16 protein-coding genes are annotated in these 16,238 nt (G+C 63.7%); 10 read left to right on the forward strand and 6 right to left on the reverse strand.

Annotation, left to right across the window (positions count from 1 at the left end; genetic code table 11):
* The first annotated feature begins 45 nt into the window (after window positions 1-45).
* The 4 genes from J5J06_03340 (at window position 46) to J5J06_03355 (ending at window position 4,569) form a co-directional block, all read left to right on the forward strand.
* Window positions 46-669: a DUF1579 family protein gene (locus J5J06_03340; protein MCO6436100.1), complete on the forward strand. Its 624-nt coding sequence runs from the start codon at window positions 46-48 to the stop codon at window positions 667-669.
* Window positions 670-910: 241 nt separating this feature from the next.
* On the forward strand, window positions 911-1,792 hold the full coding sequence (gene amrB, locus J5J06_03345; protein ID MCO6436101.1) for an AmmeMemoRadiSam system protein B: 882 nt from the start codon (window positions 911-913) through the stop codon (window positions 1,790-1,792).
* Window positions 1,793-1,873: 81 nt separating this feature from the next.
* The gene (locus J5J06_03350) at window positions 1,874-3,502 is read left to right on the forward strand and encodes a phosphoglycerate dehydrogenase (protein ID MCO6436102.1); all 1,629 of its coding nucleotides are present in this window, start codon (window positions 1,874-1,876) and stop codon (window positions 3,500-3,502) included.
* Window positions 3,503-3,564: 62 nt separating this feature from the next.
* Entirely contained in the window at window positions 3,565-4,569 is a 1,005-nt protein-coding gene (locus J5J06_03355; GenBank protein ID MCO6436103.1) for an ROK family protein, read from the forward strand.
* 11 nt (window positions 4,570-4,580) lie between these two features.
* On the opposite strand, the gene J5J06_03360 is transcribed toward J5J06_03355, so the two are convergent.
* The 6 genes from J5J06_03360 to J5J06_03385 form a co-directional block, all read right to left on the reverse strand.
* A complete protein-coding gene (locus tag J5J06_03360) occupies window positions 4,581-5,000 on the reverse strand; it encodes a PEGA domain-containing protein (GenBank protein MCO6436104.1) in 420 nt (139 codons plus the stop codon).
* Between the two features lie 17 nt (window positions 5,001-5,017).
* Window positions 5,018-5,497, reverse strand: coding sequence for a metallophosphoesterase (locus tag J5J06_03365; GenBank protein ID MCO6436105.1), 480 nt, complete (start codon window positions 5,495-5,497; stop codon window positions 5,018-5,020).
* A gap of 55 nt (window positions 5,498-5,552) precedes the next feature.
* The gene (locus tag J5J06_03370; protein MCO6436106.1) at window positions 5,553-5,987 is read right to left on the reverse strand and encodes a CBS domain-containing protein; all 435 of its coding nucleotides are present in this window, start codon (window positions 5,985-5,987) and stop codon (window positions 5,553-5,555) included.
* Between the two features lie 157 nt (window positions 5,988-6,144).
* On the reverse strand, window positions 6,145-7,254 hold the full coding sequence (locus J5J06_03375) for a ThiF family adenylyltransferase (GenBank protein ID MCO6436107.1): 1,110 nt from the start codon (window positions 7,252-7,254) through the stop codon (window positions 6,145-6,147).
* A 155-nt stretch (window positions 7,255-7,409) separates the two neighbouring features.
* Entirely contained in the window at window positions 7,410-8,096 is a 687-nt protein-coding gene (locus J5J06_03380) for a hypothetical protein (GenBank protein ID MCO6436108.1), read from the reverse strand.
* Between the two features lie 46 nt (window positions 8,097-8,142).
* Window positions 8,143-8,610, reverse strand: coding sequence for a universal stress protein (locus J5J06_03385; GenBank protein ID MCO6436109.1), 468 nt, complete (start codon window positions 8,608-8,610; stop codon window positions 8,143-8,145).
* Between the two features lie 248 nt (window positions 8,611-8,858).
* On the opposite strand from J5J06_03385, the gene lipA reads away from it, so the two are divergent.
* The 6 genes from lipA to J5J06_03415 all read left to right on the forward strand — a co-directional run bounded on the left by lipA (window position 8,859) and on the right by J5J06_03415 (window position 16,117).
* Window positions 8,859-9,782, forward strand: coding sequence for a lipoyl synthase (lipA, locus tag J5J06_03390; protein MCO6436110.1), 924 nt, complete (start codon window positions 8,859-8,861; stop codon window positions 9,780-9,782).
* A 646-nt stretch (window positions 9,783-10,428) separates the two neighbouring features.
* Window positions 10,429-10,959 carry a hypothetical protein gene (locus J5J06_03395; GenBank protein ID MCO6436111.1) on the forward strand — a complete coding sequence of 177 codons (531 nt, stop codon included), beginning with the start codon at window positions 10,429-10,431 and terminating at the stop codon, window positions 10,957-10,959.
* The gene (locus tag J5J06_03400) at window positions 10,841-13,513 is read left to right on the forward strand and encodes a hypothetical protein (protein ID MCO6436112.1); all 2,673 of its coding nucleotides are present in this window, start codon (window positions 10,841-10,843) and stop codon (window positions 13,511-13,513) included. Before J5J06_03395 ends, J5J06_03400 begins: the two co-directional genes overlap by 119 nt.
* Before the next feature lie 135 nt (window positions 13,514-13,648).
* Window positions 13,649-14,371: a dTMP kinase gene (tmk, locus tag J5J06_03405; protein ID MCO6436113.1), complete on the forward strand. Its 723-nt coding sequence runs from the start codon at window positions 13,649-13,651 to the stop codon at window positions 14,369-14,371.
* On the forward strand, window positions 14,358-15,521 hold the full coding sequence (locus tag J5J06_03410; GenBank protein MCO6436114.1) for a DNA polymerase III subunit: 1,164 nt from the start codon (window positions 14,358-14,360) through the stop codon (window positions 15,519-15,521). Before tmk ends, J5J06_03410 begins: the two co-directional genes overlap by 14 nt.
* A 128-nt stretch (window positions 15,522-15,649) precedes the next feature.
* Window positions 15,650-16,117 carry a DoxX family protein gene (locus tag J5J06_03415; GenBank protein ID MCO6436115.1) on the forward strand — a complete coding sequence of 156 codons (468 nt, stop codon included), beginning with the start codon at window positions 15,650-15,652 and terminating at the stop codon, window positions 16,115-16,117.
* The last annotated feature ends 121 nt before the right edge of the window (window positions 16,118-16,238 follow it).

Consider the following 16,238-nt stretch of genomic DNA (forward strand, 5'->3'; position numbering starts at 1 on the left):
TTGCGCCCGTGTCGCAAGGTCCGGAACGGACTTGGAGCCCTTTTGATGTCTCAGGAATGGTCGCGCGTTCAGCCGCGAAGTACGATCATTTTCGCCATGTTGTTCGCATGTGCGTCGTTTGGCCATCGCGCATGGGGTGATGACGAAGTCAAGCTCCCGGTGCCCGAGTTGGCCGTCTTCCAGGAAATGATCGGCTCCTGGGATGTGACCGAACGCCACCTCGACAAGAACGGGCAGGAATCCGCGGTCGCCAAGGGAACTGAAGAAGTTCTTTGGGAACTGGACCAGCGCGCCATTCGCCGCGTATATGCCACCTCCACCAACTGGCGAGCCTATCGCGCCATCGGCTTCCTCGCATGGAACGAAGCAACCCAGCGACTTGAGGGCACTTGGTTTGACAACGCATCGCGCAACGGGCCGACCCTGGTCACCGGCCGCTGGGACCCCGTTGAGCGCACCTTCACGTACACACTTCGTGCCGTGGGCGATGACGGCTCCGCCATTATCCTGCGCGTCGTGGACCGATTCATCTCCGACAAGGAGCGGCAGGCCGTCACCTATCTCGTCGAAGGCGAAAAAACCACGAAACAACTGGAGGTTGAGTACAAGCGTCCTCCGCCGTGCCCCGGCGCTCATGCGGCGAGCATCGGCGAATTACCGGGCAAGTGAACCACGTCGCCCGTCGCCGTTCCCCGCCGTGCAATCCCCGCAAGCGACCCGCCCCGCCCGCCGATATCACTCGGAACAGTACCGTCTTGGCGTTATCCGCCGTTCGCGCTACGATTCTTGACGACGGCTACATCGGGCGCGATGCTGTCGATCTGGAGGGAAGTCGGAGTCGGTATTCCGACGGCGGCTCAGCTTGTGCCGTTTCAATTGAGGTCGATCCGAAAACGGGGGACCGCTGAACATGCGGGTTCGCGAACCGGTTGTAGCCGGGCAATTCTACCCAGCCGATCCCGAGCGCTGTCGCGCCGACGTCGACGCGCTGCTGCAAGCGGTCGCGGCGGCGGAAACGGCCTCGCCGGATCAGGATCCGGTGGGCGGACTCGTTCCCCACGCGGGCTGGATGTACAGCGGCGCACTCGCCGCGGCGGTCCTCGCCCGGCTTGCGTTTAACCGGCAACCGCAGGTGGTCGTCCTGTTCGGAGGTGTCCACCGTAGCCGAGGGCGTCAAGCGGCCATGTTCGGTGACGGGCGCTGGGAGACGCCGCTGGGGCCTGCAATCGTCGACGCCCGTCTTGCGGAGCGCGTCCTGGGACATTCCAACCTCATTCTCGACGACCCGTATGCACACGAGGATGAACATTCCATCGAGGTGCAGATGCCCCTCGTCGTGCGCCTCTTCCCCGAAGCCAGGGTGTTGCCCATCATGGTCCCGCCCATTGCCGACGCTCATGAGGTGGGCGAGGCCGTCGCGCGGACTCTGACGGCCTATCGCTACGATGCGGTGGTCGTGGGGACGACGGACCTGACGCACTACGGACCGGCCTACGGCTTCACGCCGCGCGGTGTCGGATTGAAGGCCCGAGCCTGGGCCAAGGATGAGAACGACCGGCGCTTCATCAGCCTCGTGTGCGACATGCAGGATCGGGAGGTCGTGGGGGAGGCCGCTGCGCACCGCAACGCTTGCAGCAGCGGGGCGACGGCGGCGACTATCGCGGCCTGTCGGAAGTTGGGTGCCGAATCCGGCCGACTGCTGCACCATACGACCAGCGCCGAAATAACACTGGCCAAGTTCGGGTCTCAGGCGGAGGACTCGGTGGGCTACGCCGGTATTCTCTTCGCGTAATGGAGCAACCGTTGCGGCGGGCATGTATCGCCGGACGGATGAAGGACCGTTTTCAGAACGAATCCCAGGAGTGCGGGTACGGTGCCCAGCCCACCGTGCCTGATTGAAGTTGCCATGCCCCACATACTCGTCGCCGACAATATCGCCGAGACCGGACTTCAACGGCTCAAGAGCAGCCCGCAGATTACCTTCGACGTCCGCAAGGGTCTGTCTCCGGCGGAACTGGCCGAGGTCATCGGCGGCTACGACGGCGTGCTCATTCGTTCGGGCGTCCAGATCAACCGCGAGGCACTCGCCCGGCCCGGGCAGCTCATGGCCATTGCCCGCGCCGGTGTCGGTGTGGACAACGTCGATGTTGCCGCGGCAACAGCCGCCGGCGTGCTCGTGCTGAACACGCCGGATGCCAACACCATCTCCACCGCGGAGCACACCTTCGCCATGATGCTGGCCTTGCACCGCCGAATACCCGAAGCGCATCAGCACGTCCTGAGCCGGCAATGGAAACGATCCAGTCTCGAAGGCCACCAGCTTGCGGGATCCACCTTGGGCATCGTCGGTCTGGGGCGCATCGGCCAGGCCGTCGCCCACCGTGCGTTGGCGTTTGAAATGAATGTGATCGCCTTCGACCCGTTCGTGAAGCTCGATGCGGCGCTCGACGGCCAGGTCGGCCTGATGCCTGATCTTCCCAGTCTGCTTGCGGCGTCCGATTGCGTCACACTCCACGCCACGCTCACGAATCAAACGCAGCACATGATCGGGCCTGAGGAATTGGCTGCCATGAAGCCCGGGTCGCGCCTCGTCAACTGCGCTCGCGGCCCGCTTGTCGATGAGACGGCGCTGGCCGCCGCGTTGAAGTCCGGCCACCTCGCCGGTGCTGCCGTGGACGTGTATGAACACGAACCACCGCGCGACAGCCCCCTGCTGGATGCCCCCAACGTCGTCCTCTCGCCGCACCTCGCCGCGTCGACCGCGGAGGCCCAGGCGCGCGTCTCGCTGGACGCGGTGGACGCCCTGCTCGCCTACCTGCTCCGCGGAGAGATTCGCTCGGCCGTCAACGTATCCGACCTTCCCGCCACGCTCACGCCCCGAGCCCGTGGTTTTGTCGATCTGGCCTTCCGCATGGGCACGATTATCTCCCCGTGGTGCGCGGAGGGCGTTGAGCGCATCCGCGTAACGCTCTACTCCGAGCCGCTTCACGAAATCGCCCACACCGTTGCCGCACAGACCCTGGCCGCCGTGCTTACGCCCCATCTCGATGTCCGCGTGAATCTGGTCAACGCCATGGATATTGCCAGGCGGCGCGGCATCGTCGTCGATCACCTCGCACATTCCGTGGCCGCCAGCCGCGCCGAATCGATCCACATCCTCGTGGAAGCGCGTGGTCAGCGCCATGAGATTGAAGGAACCGTCTATGCCGATGGCCGACCGCGCGTGCTGGCCATCAACGGATACCGTATGGAGATCGTCCCCGCGGGACCGATCGTGATGATCTTCAATGATGATTCGCCGGGCGCGATCGGTCTGGTCGGTCGAACACTGGGTGAGGCAGGGATCAACATTGCCAACATGGCGCTTTCGCGCCGCGGGCGGCACGCGCTGATGGTCTTGGCACTCGATACACCCCTGCCGGCGGAGGCGCGCGAAGCACTCGTCGCCCAACGACCTCCGATCAATGGCGTGCGCAGTGTCATGCTTCCGCCCGAGAGTTGACACCGGCAGAGCCCGCGGCAACCGTTTCCCGTTGGCACCGCGCCGTTCCGGAGTCAGTAGATATGAACGAGAAGCAGCTACTGGCCGTCGGTCTCGACCTCGGCGGCACGAACATCAAGGCCGGCCTCGTCGATCACAAGGGAGCGATCATCCAGCGCTTGGACCGCCCCAGCGATGCCGCCCGCGGTCCCGAAGCGGTGATCAAAGACCTCATCACCGCGGCCCGAACGATCGTCGAATCCGCCCCGGACGGCTGGAACCAGGTCGCCGGCGTGGGTATCGGCTCACCGGGTCCGCTCAGCCCCCGCAAGGGGCGCATCGCGAAAATGGCCAACCTCCCCGGCTGGAACGATGTCCCCCTTCGCGATCGAATCGCTGACGCACTCGGCTGCGACGTTCACCTCGACAACGATGCCAACCTCGCGGCATTCGGAGAGTACTGGGTCCACCGCGATCGGCATCCCGAGGATATGGTTCTGCTCACGCTTGGAACCGGCGTCGGCGTCGGTGCGATCATCGAAGGCCGGGTCCTGCACGGCCACTTTGAGAACGCCGCCGAGCTGGGCCACATGATCGTCCAGGTGAACGGCCTGCCCTGCCCCTGCGGGCAGCGCGGTTGCCTCGAACAGTACGCTTCCGCCTCGGCGCTGGGACGCCGCGCCCGGCAGGCCCTCGTTGACGGCGAAGCGTCTTCCCTGCGGGAGCGACTCGATCATGGCCAGGAGATTGCCGCCGAACACGTCGAACGCGCCGCGAAGGACGGCGACGGCCTCGCCTGCCGCCTGTGGGATGAAGCCTGCCTCAATCTCGCCGTCGCCGTCATCAACATCCAGCACGGCTACAACCCTGCCCGCGTCGTGCTTGGCGGCGGGCTCAGCCGCGCCGGCGACTTTCTTGTCAACGGCGTTCGCAAGCACCTGCAAGACCAGCGCTGGCGGCTGTTCGATGACGTTCCGGAAATCGCCCTCGCCAAGCTCGGCTATGACGCCGGGGTCATCGGCGCGGCCGCGCTGGTCTGGAAGAGCCGGGAGAGCCTGACGAAGCCGACCATCGGCGGCAAGATGTGATCGTGGGCCCCTTACGGGCGGATGTCGATCGCCTTTTCACGAAACTCGAACGCGCGTTCCGTCAGCTCGTCTCGATCCGGCGCCGTCGCGGGCGCCAGAACGAATTCCCGCTCGTGAACATCGTGAATCCGTCCCGGCCAGAGAACTTCCGCGAAGAAGTCGGCGGGGATCGTCTGGTACCACGGCGCAGGAACTTTCCAGCTTGTCTTCAGTGTCTCGTAGCCCTCCTTGCGGAGGACGACGTCGTAATCGCCGTACCATGTAAAATCGACTTCGGTCGGAGAGCGGCCGATCTCCTGATCGTTCAGAACCACCAGCGCTCCGGGCGGAGACGTGGTAATCTTGAGCGTACGACGGACGCAGCCGGCCGTGGCAACCGCACCCACCGCAATCAATATCACTGTTGACAACTGCGCGACTCTTGCCGTCATTTCGTATGCACCATTCCCTAACCGGGGAGTTCGATAATCTCCGCGCTCGGTCCCTCGGTGTTGAGGATTGCCACGGTGCACCGCCCATGCACCCATCCACAGCACTCCCCGGGATTGAGCATGAGCCGCCCATCCTGTTCGCGATTGACCACTTCGTGCGTGTGCCCCGTGATAACGATTTCCGCCGCGGCGACATCCTGTTCGCTGCACCAGTCGATGAAATGATGAACCAGGATTTTCCGCCCGCCCAGTTCCAGCTTGAGCGGACCATCCTGAATCTTCGGCAGTTTCTTCTTCAATCCGTCGCGCTCGCCGTCGTTGTTGCCGTAGACGACATGGGTCGGACCCGCGAATCGGACCAGCCGATCGGCCGCGAAGGGAGCAACGATGTCGCCCGCATGGATGACCGCGTCCACGCCCGCCCGGCGAAAGACCTCCATCGCGGCATCCATCGTCGGCAGTCGATCATGCGTATCTGCGATCACACCAATCAGCACGACGCTCCACCTCCCTGCTTGGTCTTCTTGGGCCGATTTCGCAACCAGACCGGCCTCAGCTCCATCCGTGAAGATACTCGTGCAGATACTCGATCGTGGTCTGCTTTTCGGCCGCCTCCGTCGCCAGGATGTCACCCGACGAGATCAAACCGTGAAGTCGGCCTTCCTCCACCACCGGCAAATGGCGAATATGCTTGGCCGTCATGATGCCGCGGCATTCACTCAGCGCCGTGTCCCTGCGACAGCAGAACATGGGCGTGGACATCAAATCGCCCACCTTCACACTCGAAGCATCCTTGCCGGCGGCCACGACCCGCGTCAGTACATCCCGCTCGGTGAAAATACCGACGACCCGATCGCCGGCGGTCACCACGACGGCGCCGATGCGGCGCTGATTCATCAGCTTGGCGGCGTCGAGAACGGTGCTGTCTCGATCTACGGTCGCGACGTCGGTTCCCTTGCGGTCAAGAATGGTCTGGGCGGTCGGCATGGACGGTCTCCGCAGCGGAAGGGCTCGGACCGGCGGGAGCGCTTCGCGCCGCGTCCGATCCGGCATTTCTTTTTCCGAGAAGTCGACCCTACTGTCAAGCGCGACGTGCGACAGCCACGACGCGCCATGGCACCGGTGCCCCGGCGCATAATCCGGCCTAGGCGCCGATGTAACGGGCATACAACGATCTCGCCCGTTCGGGACTGTCGGTACCCTTGATAATCGCCCGGCCGTCCGGAAACAGCGTCAACTCACATTCCTCGACGGTCGCGCGCAGCATGTAACGATTGACCCGCAACGAACGCTCCGCCACGGGTCTCAGTTTCGCCGCGATTCGCTCCAGGTCGAACTCGCGCTCCGTCGGCGCGCTCGCGGTCGTCGCACCGTGGCCGAGTTCCGTCGGCGGATGAATCTGCACGGCATTTCGCCCGCAGAGCGTCGTCGTGAACGGCGAGCGCCGTCCTTGCAGGTACTCGAATGCTCTCCGTCCGCAGCACGGACAATCCGGGCGGCGGGCGCTCAACATATTGATGGAAGTGAATCGCCCAGACCACGCATCGATCTTGATCAGCCTGCGGTGCAGCGCATCGCGCCGGCCGGCCAGGATCTTCATGGCTTCCATCGCCTGCAATGAAGCAACGATCTGCACGGCCGGAGCAAGGACCCCCACCGTGTCGCACGTGGGCGTCAGTTCCGCCGCGGGCGCTTCCTCGAACACGCAGCGCAGACAAGGCGTCTCATCCGGCAGAAAGGCCATGACCAGCCCCGATGCCCCGATCGCCCCGCCGTAAACCCACGGCACCCCGCTCTTGAAGGCGAGGTCATTCAGCAGGTAGCGCGTTTCGAAATTGTCGGTGCCGTCCAGGATCAAATCGGCTCCCTCGGCCAGGCGCTCGATGTTGCCGGGGACGACGTCGGTCACTACGCCTTCGATCGTCACGCTGGAATTGACGCGCCGTAACTTGCGAGCCGCGGCTTCGGCCTTGGGCAAACCCTCGGAGATGTCCTGCTCATCGAACAGGAATTGCCGCTGAAGATTGGAGAGCTCGATGAAATCGCGATCACATATTCGCACTCGTCCGACGCCGGCCCGGACGAGCGTCCCGGCCAGTGTGCATCCCAGCGCTCCGCAACCGACCAGCAGCACCGAGGAAGCAACGAGGCGCCGTTGTCCGGATTCGCCGATTTCCCCATAGAGCAAATGCGCCGCGTACCGCGCGTCCCCAACGGGACTTGCGAGATCCGAGGCCGAATCATCTACAGGCATTGCCGACATTCAAGGGCACCCAAAACACCTGTTTGGCAGTTCATATTGACCTGCCCGGTGGCAGACGTCTGGTCCTTGTCCGCTGTATAAGGGAGGTTGAGTGGCTTCTGACATCTGGCCGCCTGATATACAAATAGGGTATGCCAGTAAGAGCATCAACGCGATTTTGGGGGGGTCTTGCGCGGACGGAGGTCGTCCAGCCGGATGACTTCTTCGTCATCCGTACGGGCGCCGAGATGGCGTCTTGAAGGTCGTCGCGAGCGACTGGATTCCGGTTTCTCGAAAACAATCGGGTCGGCCGCCTGCGAGTCATCCGGGCTAGCCTGGTCGGACACATCGATCTCCACGGCCCCGTCGGTCTTGCGGAGCTCGCCGATTTCCCGCAGTTGCTCGGCCTGGTCTTGCACCTCTTCCGCCTCGACGTCTTCCGCCGGTAGCGTCGAAAAATCGAGAATGGTTCGAAGCCCCGACACCGCCAGCATCAGGCCCAGAATGAGATAGACGATCGGCCCCAGCGACAGCCCAGCGCCAACCAGCATGATCGCCCCGCCGAGGACGATCCCCAATCCCACCAGGGTCGAGGTCAGTCCCTCTGCAAGAAGGGCATAGGCCGTCCCGAAACAGCAGCCCACCGCCGCGCTGAGCAGGAGCAGCCCGCCTATCCGGAGACTGAATACGAAGATCTTCGATCCCGCGACAAATGTCTCGTTCCCCGCGGCACCACCGAATACGAAAAAGCCGAAGAAGATCATCAGGGCTGCGGTCAGCGCGCACGCCCCCGTGTGCTGGCGCACGTAGGCTTCGACGTCGATGACTTCAACGTGATCAGAAAACTGCGACACGATGTCCTCGAATCTCGTCGTCGAACTGCATATGACAAGTGCCGCGTTAATCCGCGGACTCGTCTTTCCCGCGGACGGTCAGCACGGGGCACTCGGCCTTGCGCACCACCTTTTCCGTCGTGCTCCCCAGAAGTGCATGGGCAAATGCCCCGCGGCCGTGCGTGGCCATCACGATCAGGTCGATCTCGTGCTCCCGCGCGAAGGCAATGATCTCCGCAAACGGGCGCCCCACTCCGATATGCACCAGCGCTTCGCGCTTCACGTCCGACAGGAACTTCGCCTTGAAATCCAGCATGCGTTCCCTGGCCAGCTCCAGCAACTCTTCCGGCGGAGGACCGACCGGGATGCTTTCCGGCCCCATGCCGCTCCAATACTGGTAGGCCTCATCCAGGATATACAGGGCGTGAAGCTGGGCATCGAAGGTGCGGGCCAGTTCCACCGCGTAGGGCGCGGCCTGCATGGACACGTCCGAAAAGTCCGTCGGAAAGAGGATGTTCGAAAAGCGGATAGACATGAGACGTGACGCTCCGGGCTTCCCTGCCGAACGGCCGGCGTCGACACACCTGTCATCCTACGGTAACCGACGGATTCGGTCAAACCGCAACTGGCCGAGCCGTACCGTTTTCTTATACAATCCTCGAAACGCCCGGCCGCCGAAAATGACTCCCGCACGGGTCATTTCGCAGGCCGTAAAGATCGAAAACGACGCAGTCATACGAAGCCCGAACTGCGTCGGCGCAGCCTCTGACAATCGAGAATCCCATGGTGGAACTGAACGTTCTTTCATCAGATCCTTCCCCTCCGAAGCGGCGACTCCCCTCCTGGCTCAAGCGGCCCGTGCCCTCCGGGGACTTCGGACACACCCGCGGCGTCGTCGCCGAGAGCGGCGTGGCCACGGTTTGCCAGGAAGCCCGCTGTCCCAACCTCTCCGAATGCTGGTCCAAGCGACACGCGACGTTCATGATCCTCGGCGACAAGTGTACGCGGCGATGTCATTATTGCGCGGTCGATACCGCTCGCCCCGAGCCCCCCGCCGCCGACGAACCCGATCGACTCGGCGAAGCCGTCGCCCAGCTCAGCCTGCGACACGTCGTGCTCACGGCCGTGGCACGCGACGATTTGAAAGACGAAGGCGCGGGGCATTACGCCGCGTGCGTTCGGGCGATTCATGAGCGATGTCCATCCACGACCGTCGAAGTCCTGCCGGCTGACATGCACGCGCGGCGCGACTGCATCCAGACGCTCTGCGACGCCGGGCCGGAGCTGTACAACCACAACATCGAAATGGTCGAGCGGCTGACGCCCGCTTTTCGTCCGCAGGGGAAATACCGCCGATCGATTGATGTGCTCCGTATCGTCAAGGAGATTGCTCCGCACATTCTCACCAAGAGCGGCCTTATGGTCGGCCTGGGTGAAACGGTTGACGAACTTCACCAGACCTTCCGCGATCTGCGCGACGTCGACTGCGATGTGCTCACCATCGGGCAATACCTCCAACCCACCCTCGACGGCCACGCACCCGTGGCCCGCTACTACCGGCCGGAGGAGTTTGAAGAACTCGCCGCATTCGCTCGCGAACTGGGCTTCATCAGCGTGGCGGCGGGGCCCTTCGTGCGCTCCAGCTACAACGCCGGCGAGGTGTTCGAAGAAAGCCGCCGGCGTCGTAATTCCGAAGCGGTTTCTTAGTTGAACGACCAACTGAGAATTGCACGCAGGCACCATTTCTTCCTACCGTGGTGCAAATCAATGGGCCGGAGTAGCCACGAAGCGACGAAGCCACGCATGGGAAGATAGGCAATAGGCAATTGGAAGAAGATCGGGGCATTCGGGTTTCTCCTTATCGGCACTAACGCGGTGCGGCACGGGCACCGGCGCGTGACCCTCTATAAGTAATAACGCGCATGGGCGCTCAGTCGGATTGGCGTTTAAAGTGAGCGCGCGTGGAATGGTCGCACGTAAGGCCCTATGAGGACAGTGGTTACGGACTGGGCGCGCGGCCGGGAAAATGCGCGGGATGCTGTTGGCAGAAGGCAATGACGCGGATCGGCAAAGCGGGATCGGGCTAAGAACACGCGGCCCAGGAGGGCATTTCCACGAAGCGTGGGCAACCAATTCGGCGCCCATCGACACTTATCACCTTCAGTGATTTCAGGAGTCGAATGGACGTTTAATGCCTTATCTTAAGAAAGTCTGAAACATCGATGTGGCACGTTTTTCATTGTTTTACCACGCCGCGGGTGGTAAAATGCGACTTCATGCCTGCGATTGTCTGAGCGCCGCCGCGGGTGGACATTTGCCGCCCGTTGGATGCAACACCATAGGAGGACCCACCATGGCGCCACATCCTGCTCGGGCGATGTTTAATTCCGTAAACGGAAATCACTGCGGGTCGAGCCGGGGGAAATCGCACTTGAACTCCGTGTCCGTACTCCTCGGCTTCGTGGCGATAATTGCGGCACCTGTTTACGGGCAGTGTCAGTGGCTGCCGGGAGACGGCGCGCCGGGTCTCTACCCCACCATCGCGGTTGCCGAGGCCTGGACTCTGTGGGATCCGGATGGCCCCGGCGGGCAGCCGGAGTTGCTCGTACTTGGTGGGGAATTCAGTGTTGTCGGCAAAACCGTGGCCAACAACATCGCGGCATGGGACGGCTCCAACTGGTCCCCCCTGGGAACGGGCATGAACGACGCTGTCCGCGCGTTCACTGTCTTCGACGACGGCAGCGGCCCGGCGCTTTACGCGGGGGGTGAGTTCACCACTGCAGGGGGGGGTAAGTGCCAAGTACATCGCCAAGTGGGACGGCTCGAACTGGTTACCCCTGGGAACGGGGACGAACGGTTCGATCTACTCACTCACCGTTTTTGACGACGGGAGCGGCCCGGCACTCTACGCAGGAGGGTGGTTCCAATTTGGCGGGGCATATGGCATCGCCAAGTGGGACGGTTCGACCTGGTCGCCATTGGGAACGGGGATGAATGGCACGGTCTGGAGCCTCGCCGTTTTCGACGATGGAAGTGGGCCGGCGCTTTACGCGGGGGGTTCGTTCTCGACCGCCGGCGGCGTGAGCAGCAGGGGCATCGCCAAGTGGGACGGCTCGACCTGGTCGGCCGTGGGACCGGCGACGGATGGCGGTGTCTACGCCCTCACCGTCTTTGACGACGGGAGCGGTGCAGCCCTGTATGTGGGCGGTTCCTTCTACAATGTCGGACTGGTGGGCGCTTGGAGCATCGCCAAGTGGGACGGTTCGACCTGGGCGGCGCTGGGAACGGGGATGAGGTACATATCGCCGGATCGTCCGGAAGTTCACGCTCTTGGTGTATTCGACGACGGAAGCGGCCCGGCGCTCGTCGCGGCGGGCCTATTTATCACGGCCGGAGGGGTCAGCGCCGACAACATCGCCAAATGGGATGGCTCGACCTGGTCTCCTCTGGGGGCGGGAATACCGGGGAGCGTAAGCGCTCCCGTCCATGCACTCGGGGCCTTCGACGACGGGAGCGGCCCAGCGTTATATGTGGGCGGGCGGTTCGACTCGGCCGGCGGCGTGAGCAGCAGGGGCATCGCCAAGTGGAACGGCTCGTCTTGGTTCGGCCTCGGCACTGGCCTAAATAGCTATATTTTGGATGTTATTGCTTTCGACGACGGCGGTGGACAGGCATTGTATGCGGGAGGAACTTTTACCATTGCCGGAGACGTCAACACCCGTGGAATCGCCAAGAGGAACGGATCGAGCTGGTCTGCTTTGGGGACGGGTCTGGACGGCTCGGCCTCGGCATTTGCCGTGTTCGACGACGGCAGCGGTCCGGCGCTGTTCGTGGGGGGCCAATTCACCAGCGCCGGCGGAATCAGCGCCAACCGAATTGCTAAATGGAACGGTTCGAGTTGGTCTTCCCTGGGGACGGGGATGAACGGCTCGGTCAGCACGCTCACGGTTTTCGACGACGGAAGCGGCCCGGCTTTGTACGCCGGGGGCGGATTCACAAGCGCCGGCGGGGTAAGCGCCAACTACGTTGCCAAATGGGATGGCTCAGCCTGGTCGGCCTTGGGAACCGAGCTGAACTCGGGGGTGGCGGCGCTCGCTGTTTTCGACGACGGGAGCGGGCCGGGGCTGTACGCAGCGGGAGGGTTCGCGACCCCCGGCGTTGCCAAATGGGATGGCGCGACTTGGTCAGCCTTGGGAACGGGTATGTCCGGCGGGGGGGTGAACGGAACCTGGGTCATTGCCCTCGCGGTCTTTGACGACGGGGACGGACCGGCGTTGTACGCGGGTGGGTCTTTCGCCAATGCGGGCGGTGTCGTCGCCCTGCACATCTCCAAGTGGGACGGCTCAACCTGGTCGCCCGTGGGCACAGGTATGAACAACGCCGTCTACACCCTCACCGTATTCGACGACGGATGTGGCCCGGCACTTTACGCGGGAGGCGAATTCATCACTGCCGGAGGCATCAGCGCCAACAACATCGCCCGATGGGACGGCTCGACTTGGTCTCCTTTGGGAGCGGGCGTATCTGTTGGGGCACCATTTCCAACCAGCGTCGTCCTTGCCCTTTCGGGCTTTGACGACGGCAGCGGCCCGGTACTGCATGTGGGTGGGAATTTCGCCATTGCCGGTGACGATGTTTCCCTCTCCTTGGGCCGGTGGGCCTGTTTGGATCCGGCCCCCTTAAGCCCACCCCTGGAAATGACAACCTATCCGCATGGGGCGGCGAAGCAGCGTTATATCAGCTTCCAACCGGATGTGGGGCCAAGGTGCTTCGCGTATCAGGTAACCGACGTGGAGAGTGGGTCGGCCTATTACATCAGCACGCCGCGAACGACGCCGCCTTCGGTTGGCGGACAGGGGCTGACCTTTGTGGTTTCCGACCCCTCGCCGGTTCTGTTCGATTGGACAGCGTTGCCCGTTGTTCATGTGGGTGGATGCATGATCGCTCCGGGAGATGCGGATTCGGCGACCGGGCGGGCGTACGAAGTTCGCGCGACGGCGGACGGGGTCGACTTCTCCGCGCCGCTGACCGTGTATACGGCGGCTCGTCCCACGGCGGCGAACGCCCGTTTCTGGGCGGATGTGGTGGGCGGATTTTCGGCCGGTGGTGATGGGATGACTATACCGCCCACGCCGGCGAATTCGTGGACGCCGCCGAATCGCGCGGTAAGCGGATTCGACATTTCGGCGACGCTGCAGGGTGCGTCGTCGGCCTCGACCGCACCGCACTTTACCTGGACGGACGTGAACCCGGAGCCAACCGACCGCGTGACGATCGGCCCGGACGTGCTCCGCGTGGTGAATGCGTTCAGTGTGGGCTCGGGAAAGGAGTTCTATCCGTACGCTTATCCCGAGACACCGACGACGATTCATGCACCGACGCCGCCGTCACCGGCGCTCTGTCCGGCGCCGCCGCTGATGGCGACGCTCACGCCGTGATGGAACTGACCGAAGAAGCTACGAAGTGACGGAGCCACGGAGCCACGGAGCCACGGAGCCACGGAGCCACGAAGGGGAGGAAGTCGGCAATTCACATCCTATAGGCACGCGTCGATCGGGACGTACAATTCGTGCATGGATGCTTCGTCTCTTTCAAATCTACGCGGGAAGTTTGTGGTCCTGGACGGGCCGGACGGGAGCGGGAAGTCCACGCAACGGGAGCTGCTGGCTGAGGGGCTGCGCGGGCTGGACGTGCCCATGACGTGCTGCCGCGATCCCGGGGGGACGGCCATCGGGGACCGCATCCGCTCCGTGCTGCTGGACTTCGACCTGAGCACGATGAACGTCAACTGCGAGGCGCTGCTGTTCATGGCGTCGCGGGCGCAGCTCGTGGCGGAGGTAATCCGGCCGGCGCTGGAGGCGGGGCACGCGGTGCTGTGCGACCGGTTCGTGACCTCGACCTGTGCGTACCAGGGGGCGGCCGGGTACGACCCACGGCGGGTGGTGGAGCTGGCGCGGTTCGCGATCGACGACTGCTGGCCGGACGTGACGGTGGTGCTCGACGTGGACGTGGAGCAGGGGTTTGAGCGGATCGGGCGGAAGAAGGAGCACGCGGGGAAGAACCGACAGAAGGACGCGGGGCAGTCGCTGCTGATCCCGGGAGCCAAGCCGGACGCGATGGAGGCGCGGTCGCTGGAGTATCACCGGAAGGTGCGGCAGATGTTCCTGGAGGTGGGGTCGTACTACCCCCGGCCGGTAGTCGTTGTGGACGGGCGAAGTCACGGCGAGAGCGACGAGATTCGCAAGCAGCGGGTTCACGAGCGGGTGGTGGAGGCGATTCGCGGTGTCCTTGGCTGAGGTGAAGCACCAGGCTCACGCCCACCGGCAGATTCAGCGGGCGCTGCGTGCCGGGCGGCTGCCGCACGCGTGCATCTTCCACGGGCCGGAGGGCGTGGGGCGAGAGATGTTCGCGCGGGGGCTGGGGGCGATGCTGCTGTGCGAGCGGCCCATCGAGCGGAAGATTAAGGAAGCGGAGCGAGAGAGCTTCGGGGTCGACCTGCTGCTCGAGGGGTGCGGCGCATGCGAGGACTGCCGGGCGGTGGCGTCGGACGCGCATCCCGATATGCACCTGATCTATCGGCAGCTCAACCGCGAGCACCCGGACTCTACGGTGCGGAAACGGAAGGCGATCGACATCAGCGTGGACGTGCTGCGGCACTTCGTGATCGATCGCGTGGGGCTCACCCCGCAACGCGGGCGATACAAGGTGTTCGTCATTCGCGAGGCCGAGCGGATGACGATCGCGGCGCAGAACGCGTTGCTCAAGACGCTGGAGGAGCCGCCGGGAGCAACGCTGATCGTACTGCTCGTGCCGTCGCCGAGTGTGCTGCTGCCGACGACGCAGTCGCGTTCGCAGGCGGTGCGGTTCGACCCGCTGCCGACGGCGTTCGTGCGCGAAAAACTCGCGGCGCATCGGAGCGATCTCTCGGGCGAGCAGTTGAATTGGTATGCGGAGATGGCCGGGGGGAGCATCGGCGAAGCGGTGCAAGGCGTGGACGATGATCTTGCGGGGGTCAACGGGCGGATGGTGGATCTGCTCGCGCCGAGCAAGGGCATCCCCCCATACTACGCAACGAAGCCGTGGGAAGAGCTGGCCGGCGAGCTGGCCGATCGCGAGCGACAGCGTGACAGTGAAATCAGCGATACGGAAGCGACGCGGCGCGGCCTGCGCGGGTTGCTCAAGCTGGCGGCGGCGTGGTATGCGGATGTCCTGCGGATCGCGGCGGCGAACGAGATCGAGCCGGTCAACCGCGAGCATCTCGGCAGGCTGAAGGTCGTGGCCGGCGCTATGCGCGCCACGGATGCTGCCTCCGCCGTCAAGCGAATTGCGGAGGCCGAGCGGCAGATCGATTTGAACGTGAATACGCAACTCTGCCTGGAGACGCTCCTGAACGACCTTGGTCGCATCTCTCGGGCGCATTCGCCCAAAGCCCACTCGCCTTCCTGAATTTCCGGCTGACCCGAATCCAACCGACAGCGGACGGCATCCAACCCGTGATTGGAACGGACCGAATCCGCCGGGGCCAATTCGACGGTGGATGGGTGAACTTCAGGAATCCTGCGGAGTTACATGCGATGATTGACCAAACTACGACCCATCCGCACGTGGCGGAGGTCAACCGAGTTGTCGAGGCGCGTCGCCCCCTGTCCAAGAACCTTCGCATCGTGAGTTGGGTGCTGAGGATTGGCGCCTGCGTAATCCTCGCGCAAACGCTCTTCTTCAAATTCGCAGCGGCGGAAGAATCCGTGTACATCTTTCAGACGCTCGGTGTGGAGCCTTGGGGAAGGATTCTGGCGGGATCGGCCGAGCTGATTGCCTGCGTGCTTCTGCTGGTGCCGGGAACAACCGTATTCGGCGCGGCGCTGTCGCTGGCGATCATGATCGGGGCCATCGGAAGCCACCTGACCAAGCTGGGAATCGTCGTGAAGGACGACGGCGGCCTGCTGTTCGCACTGGCAATCGTCGTATTCACATCCAGCATCGCGCTTCTCATCATCCACCGCGGCGACATCCAACGGCTGTTGGGAAGGATCTTGCGCTAGCCGCCATATTTCATGAGTTGTCGAATGAGACGGGCTGATTCGTTGTGGTCGGGCGTGCGAGCGGGCCGGGGACACACCGCCCCCTTTCCCCCGTGCTGATTTCGATTGTCGGTTACGGATG

It is taken from the genome of Phycisphaerae bacterium (assembly GCA_024102815.1).
Taxonomy (GTDB): Bacteria; Planctomycetota; Phycisphaerae; order UBA1845; family UBA1845; genus JAGFJJ01.

Excerpts from the sequence above, each read along its gene's own strand:
- J5J06_03340 (MCO6436100.1), top strand. The coding sequence starts at position 46 with ATGTCTCAGGAATGGTCGCGCGTTCAGCCGCGAAGTACGATCATTTTC.
- amrB (MCO6436101.1), top strand. The coding sequence starts at position 911 with ATGCGGGTTCGCGAACCGGTTGTAGCCGGGCAATTCTACCCAGCCGAT.
- J5J06_03355 (MCO6436103.1), top strand. The coding sequence starts at position 3,565 with ATGAACGAGAAGCAGCTACTGGCCGTCGGTCTCGACCTCGGCGGCACG.
- J5J06_03360 (MCO6436104.1), bottom strand. The coding sequence starts at position 5,000 with ATGACGGCAAGAGTCGCGCAGTTGTCAACAGTGATATTGATTGCGGTG.
- J5J06_03370 (MCO6436106.1), bottom strand. The coding sequence starts at position 5,987 with ATGCCGACCGCCCAGACCATTCTTGACCGCAAGGGAACCGACGTCGCG.
- J5J06_03375 (MCO6436107.1), bottom strand. The coding sequence starts at position 7,254 with ATGCCTGTAGATGATTCGGCCTCGGATCTCGCAAGTCCCGTTGGGGAC.
- J5J06_03385 (MCO6436109.1), bottom strand. The coding sequence starts at position 8,610 with ATGTCTATCCGCTTTTCGAACATCCTCTTTCCGACGGACTTTTCGGAC.
- lipA (MCO6436110.1), top strand. The coding sequence starts at position 8,859 with ATGGTGGAACTGAACGTTCTTTCATCAGATCCTTCCCCTCCGAAGCGG.
- J5J06_03395 (MCO6436111.1), top strand. The coding sequence starts at position 10,429 with ATGGCGCCACATCCTGCTCGGGCGATGTTTAATTCCGTAAACGGAAAT.
- tmk (MCO6436113.1), top strand. The coding sequence starts at position 13,649 with ATGGATGCTTCGTCTCTTTCAAATCTACGCGGGAAGTTTGTGGTCCTG.
- J5J06_03415 (MCO6436115.1), top strand. The coding sequence starts at position 15,650 with ATGATTGACCAAACTACGACCCATCCGCACGTGGCGGAGGTCAACCGA.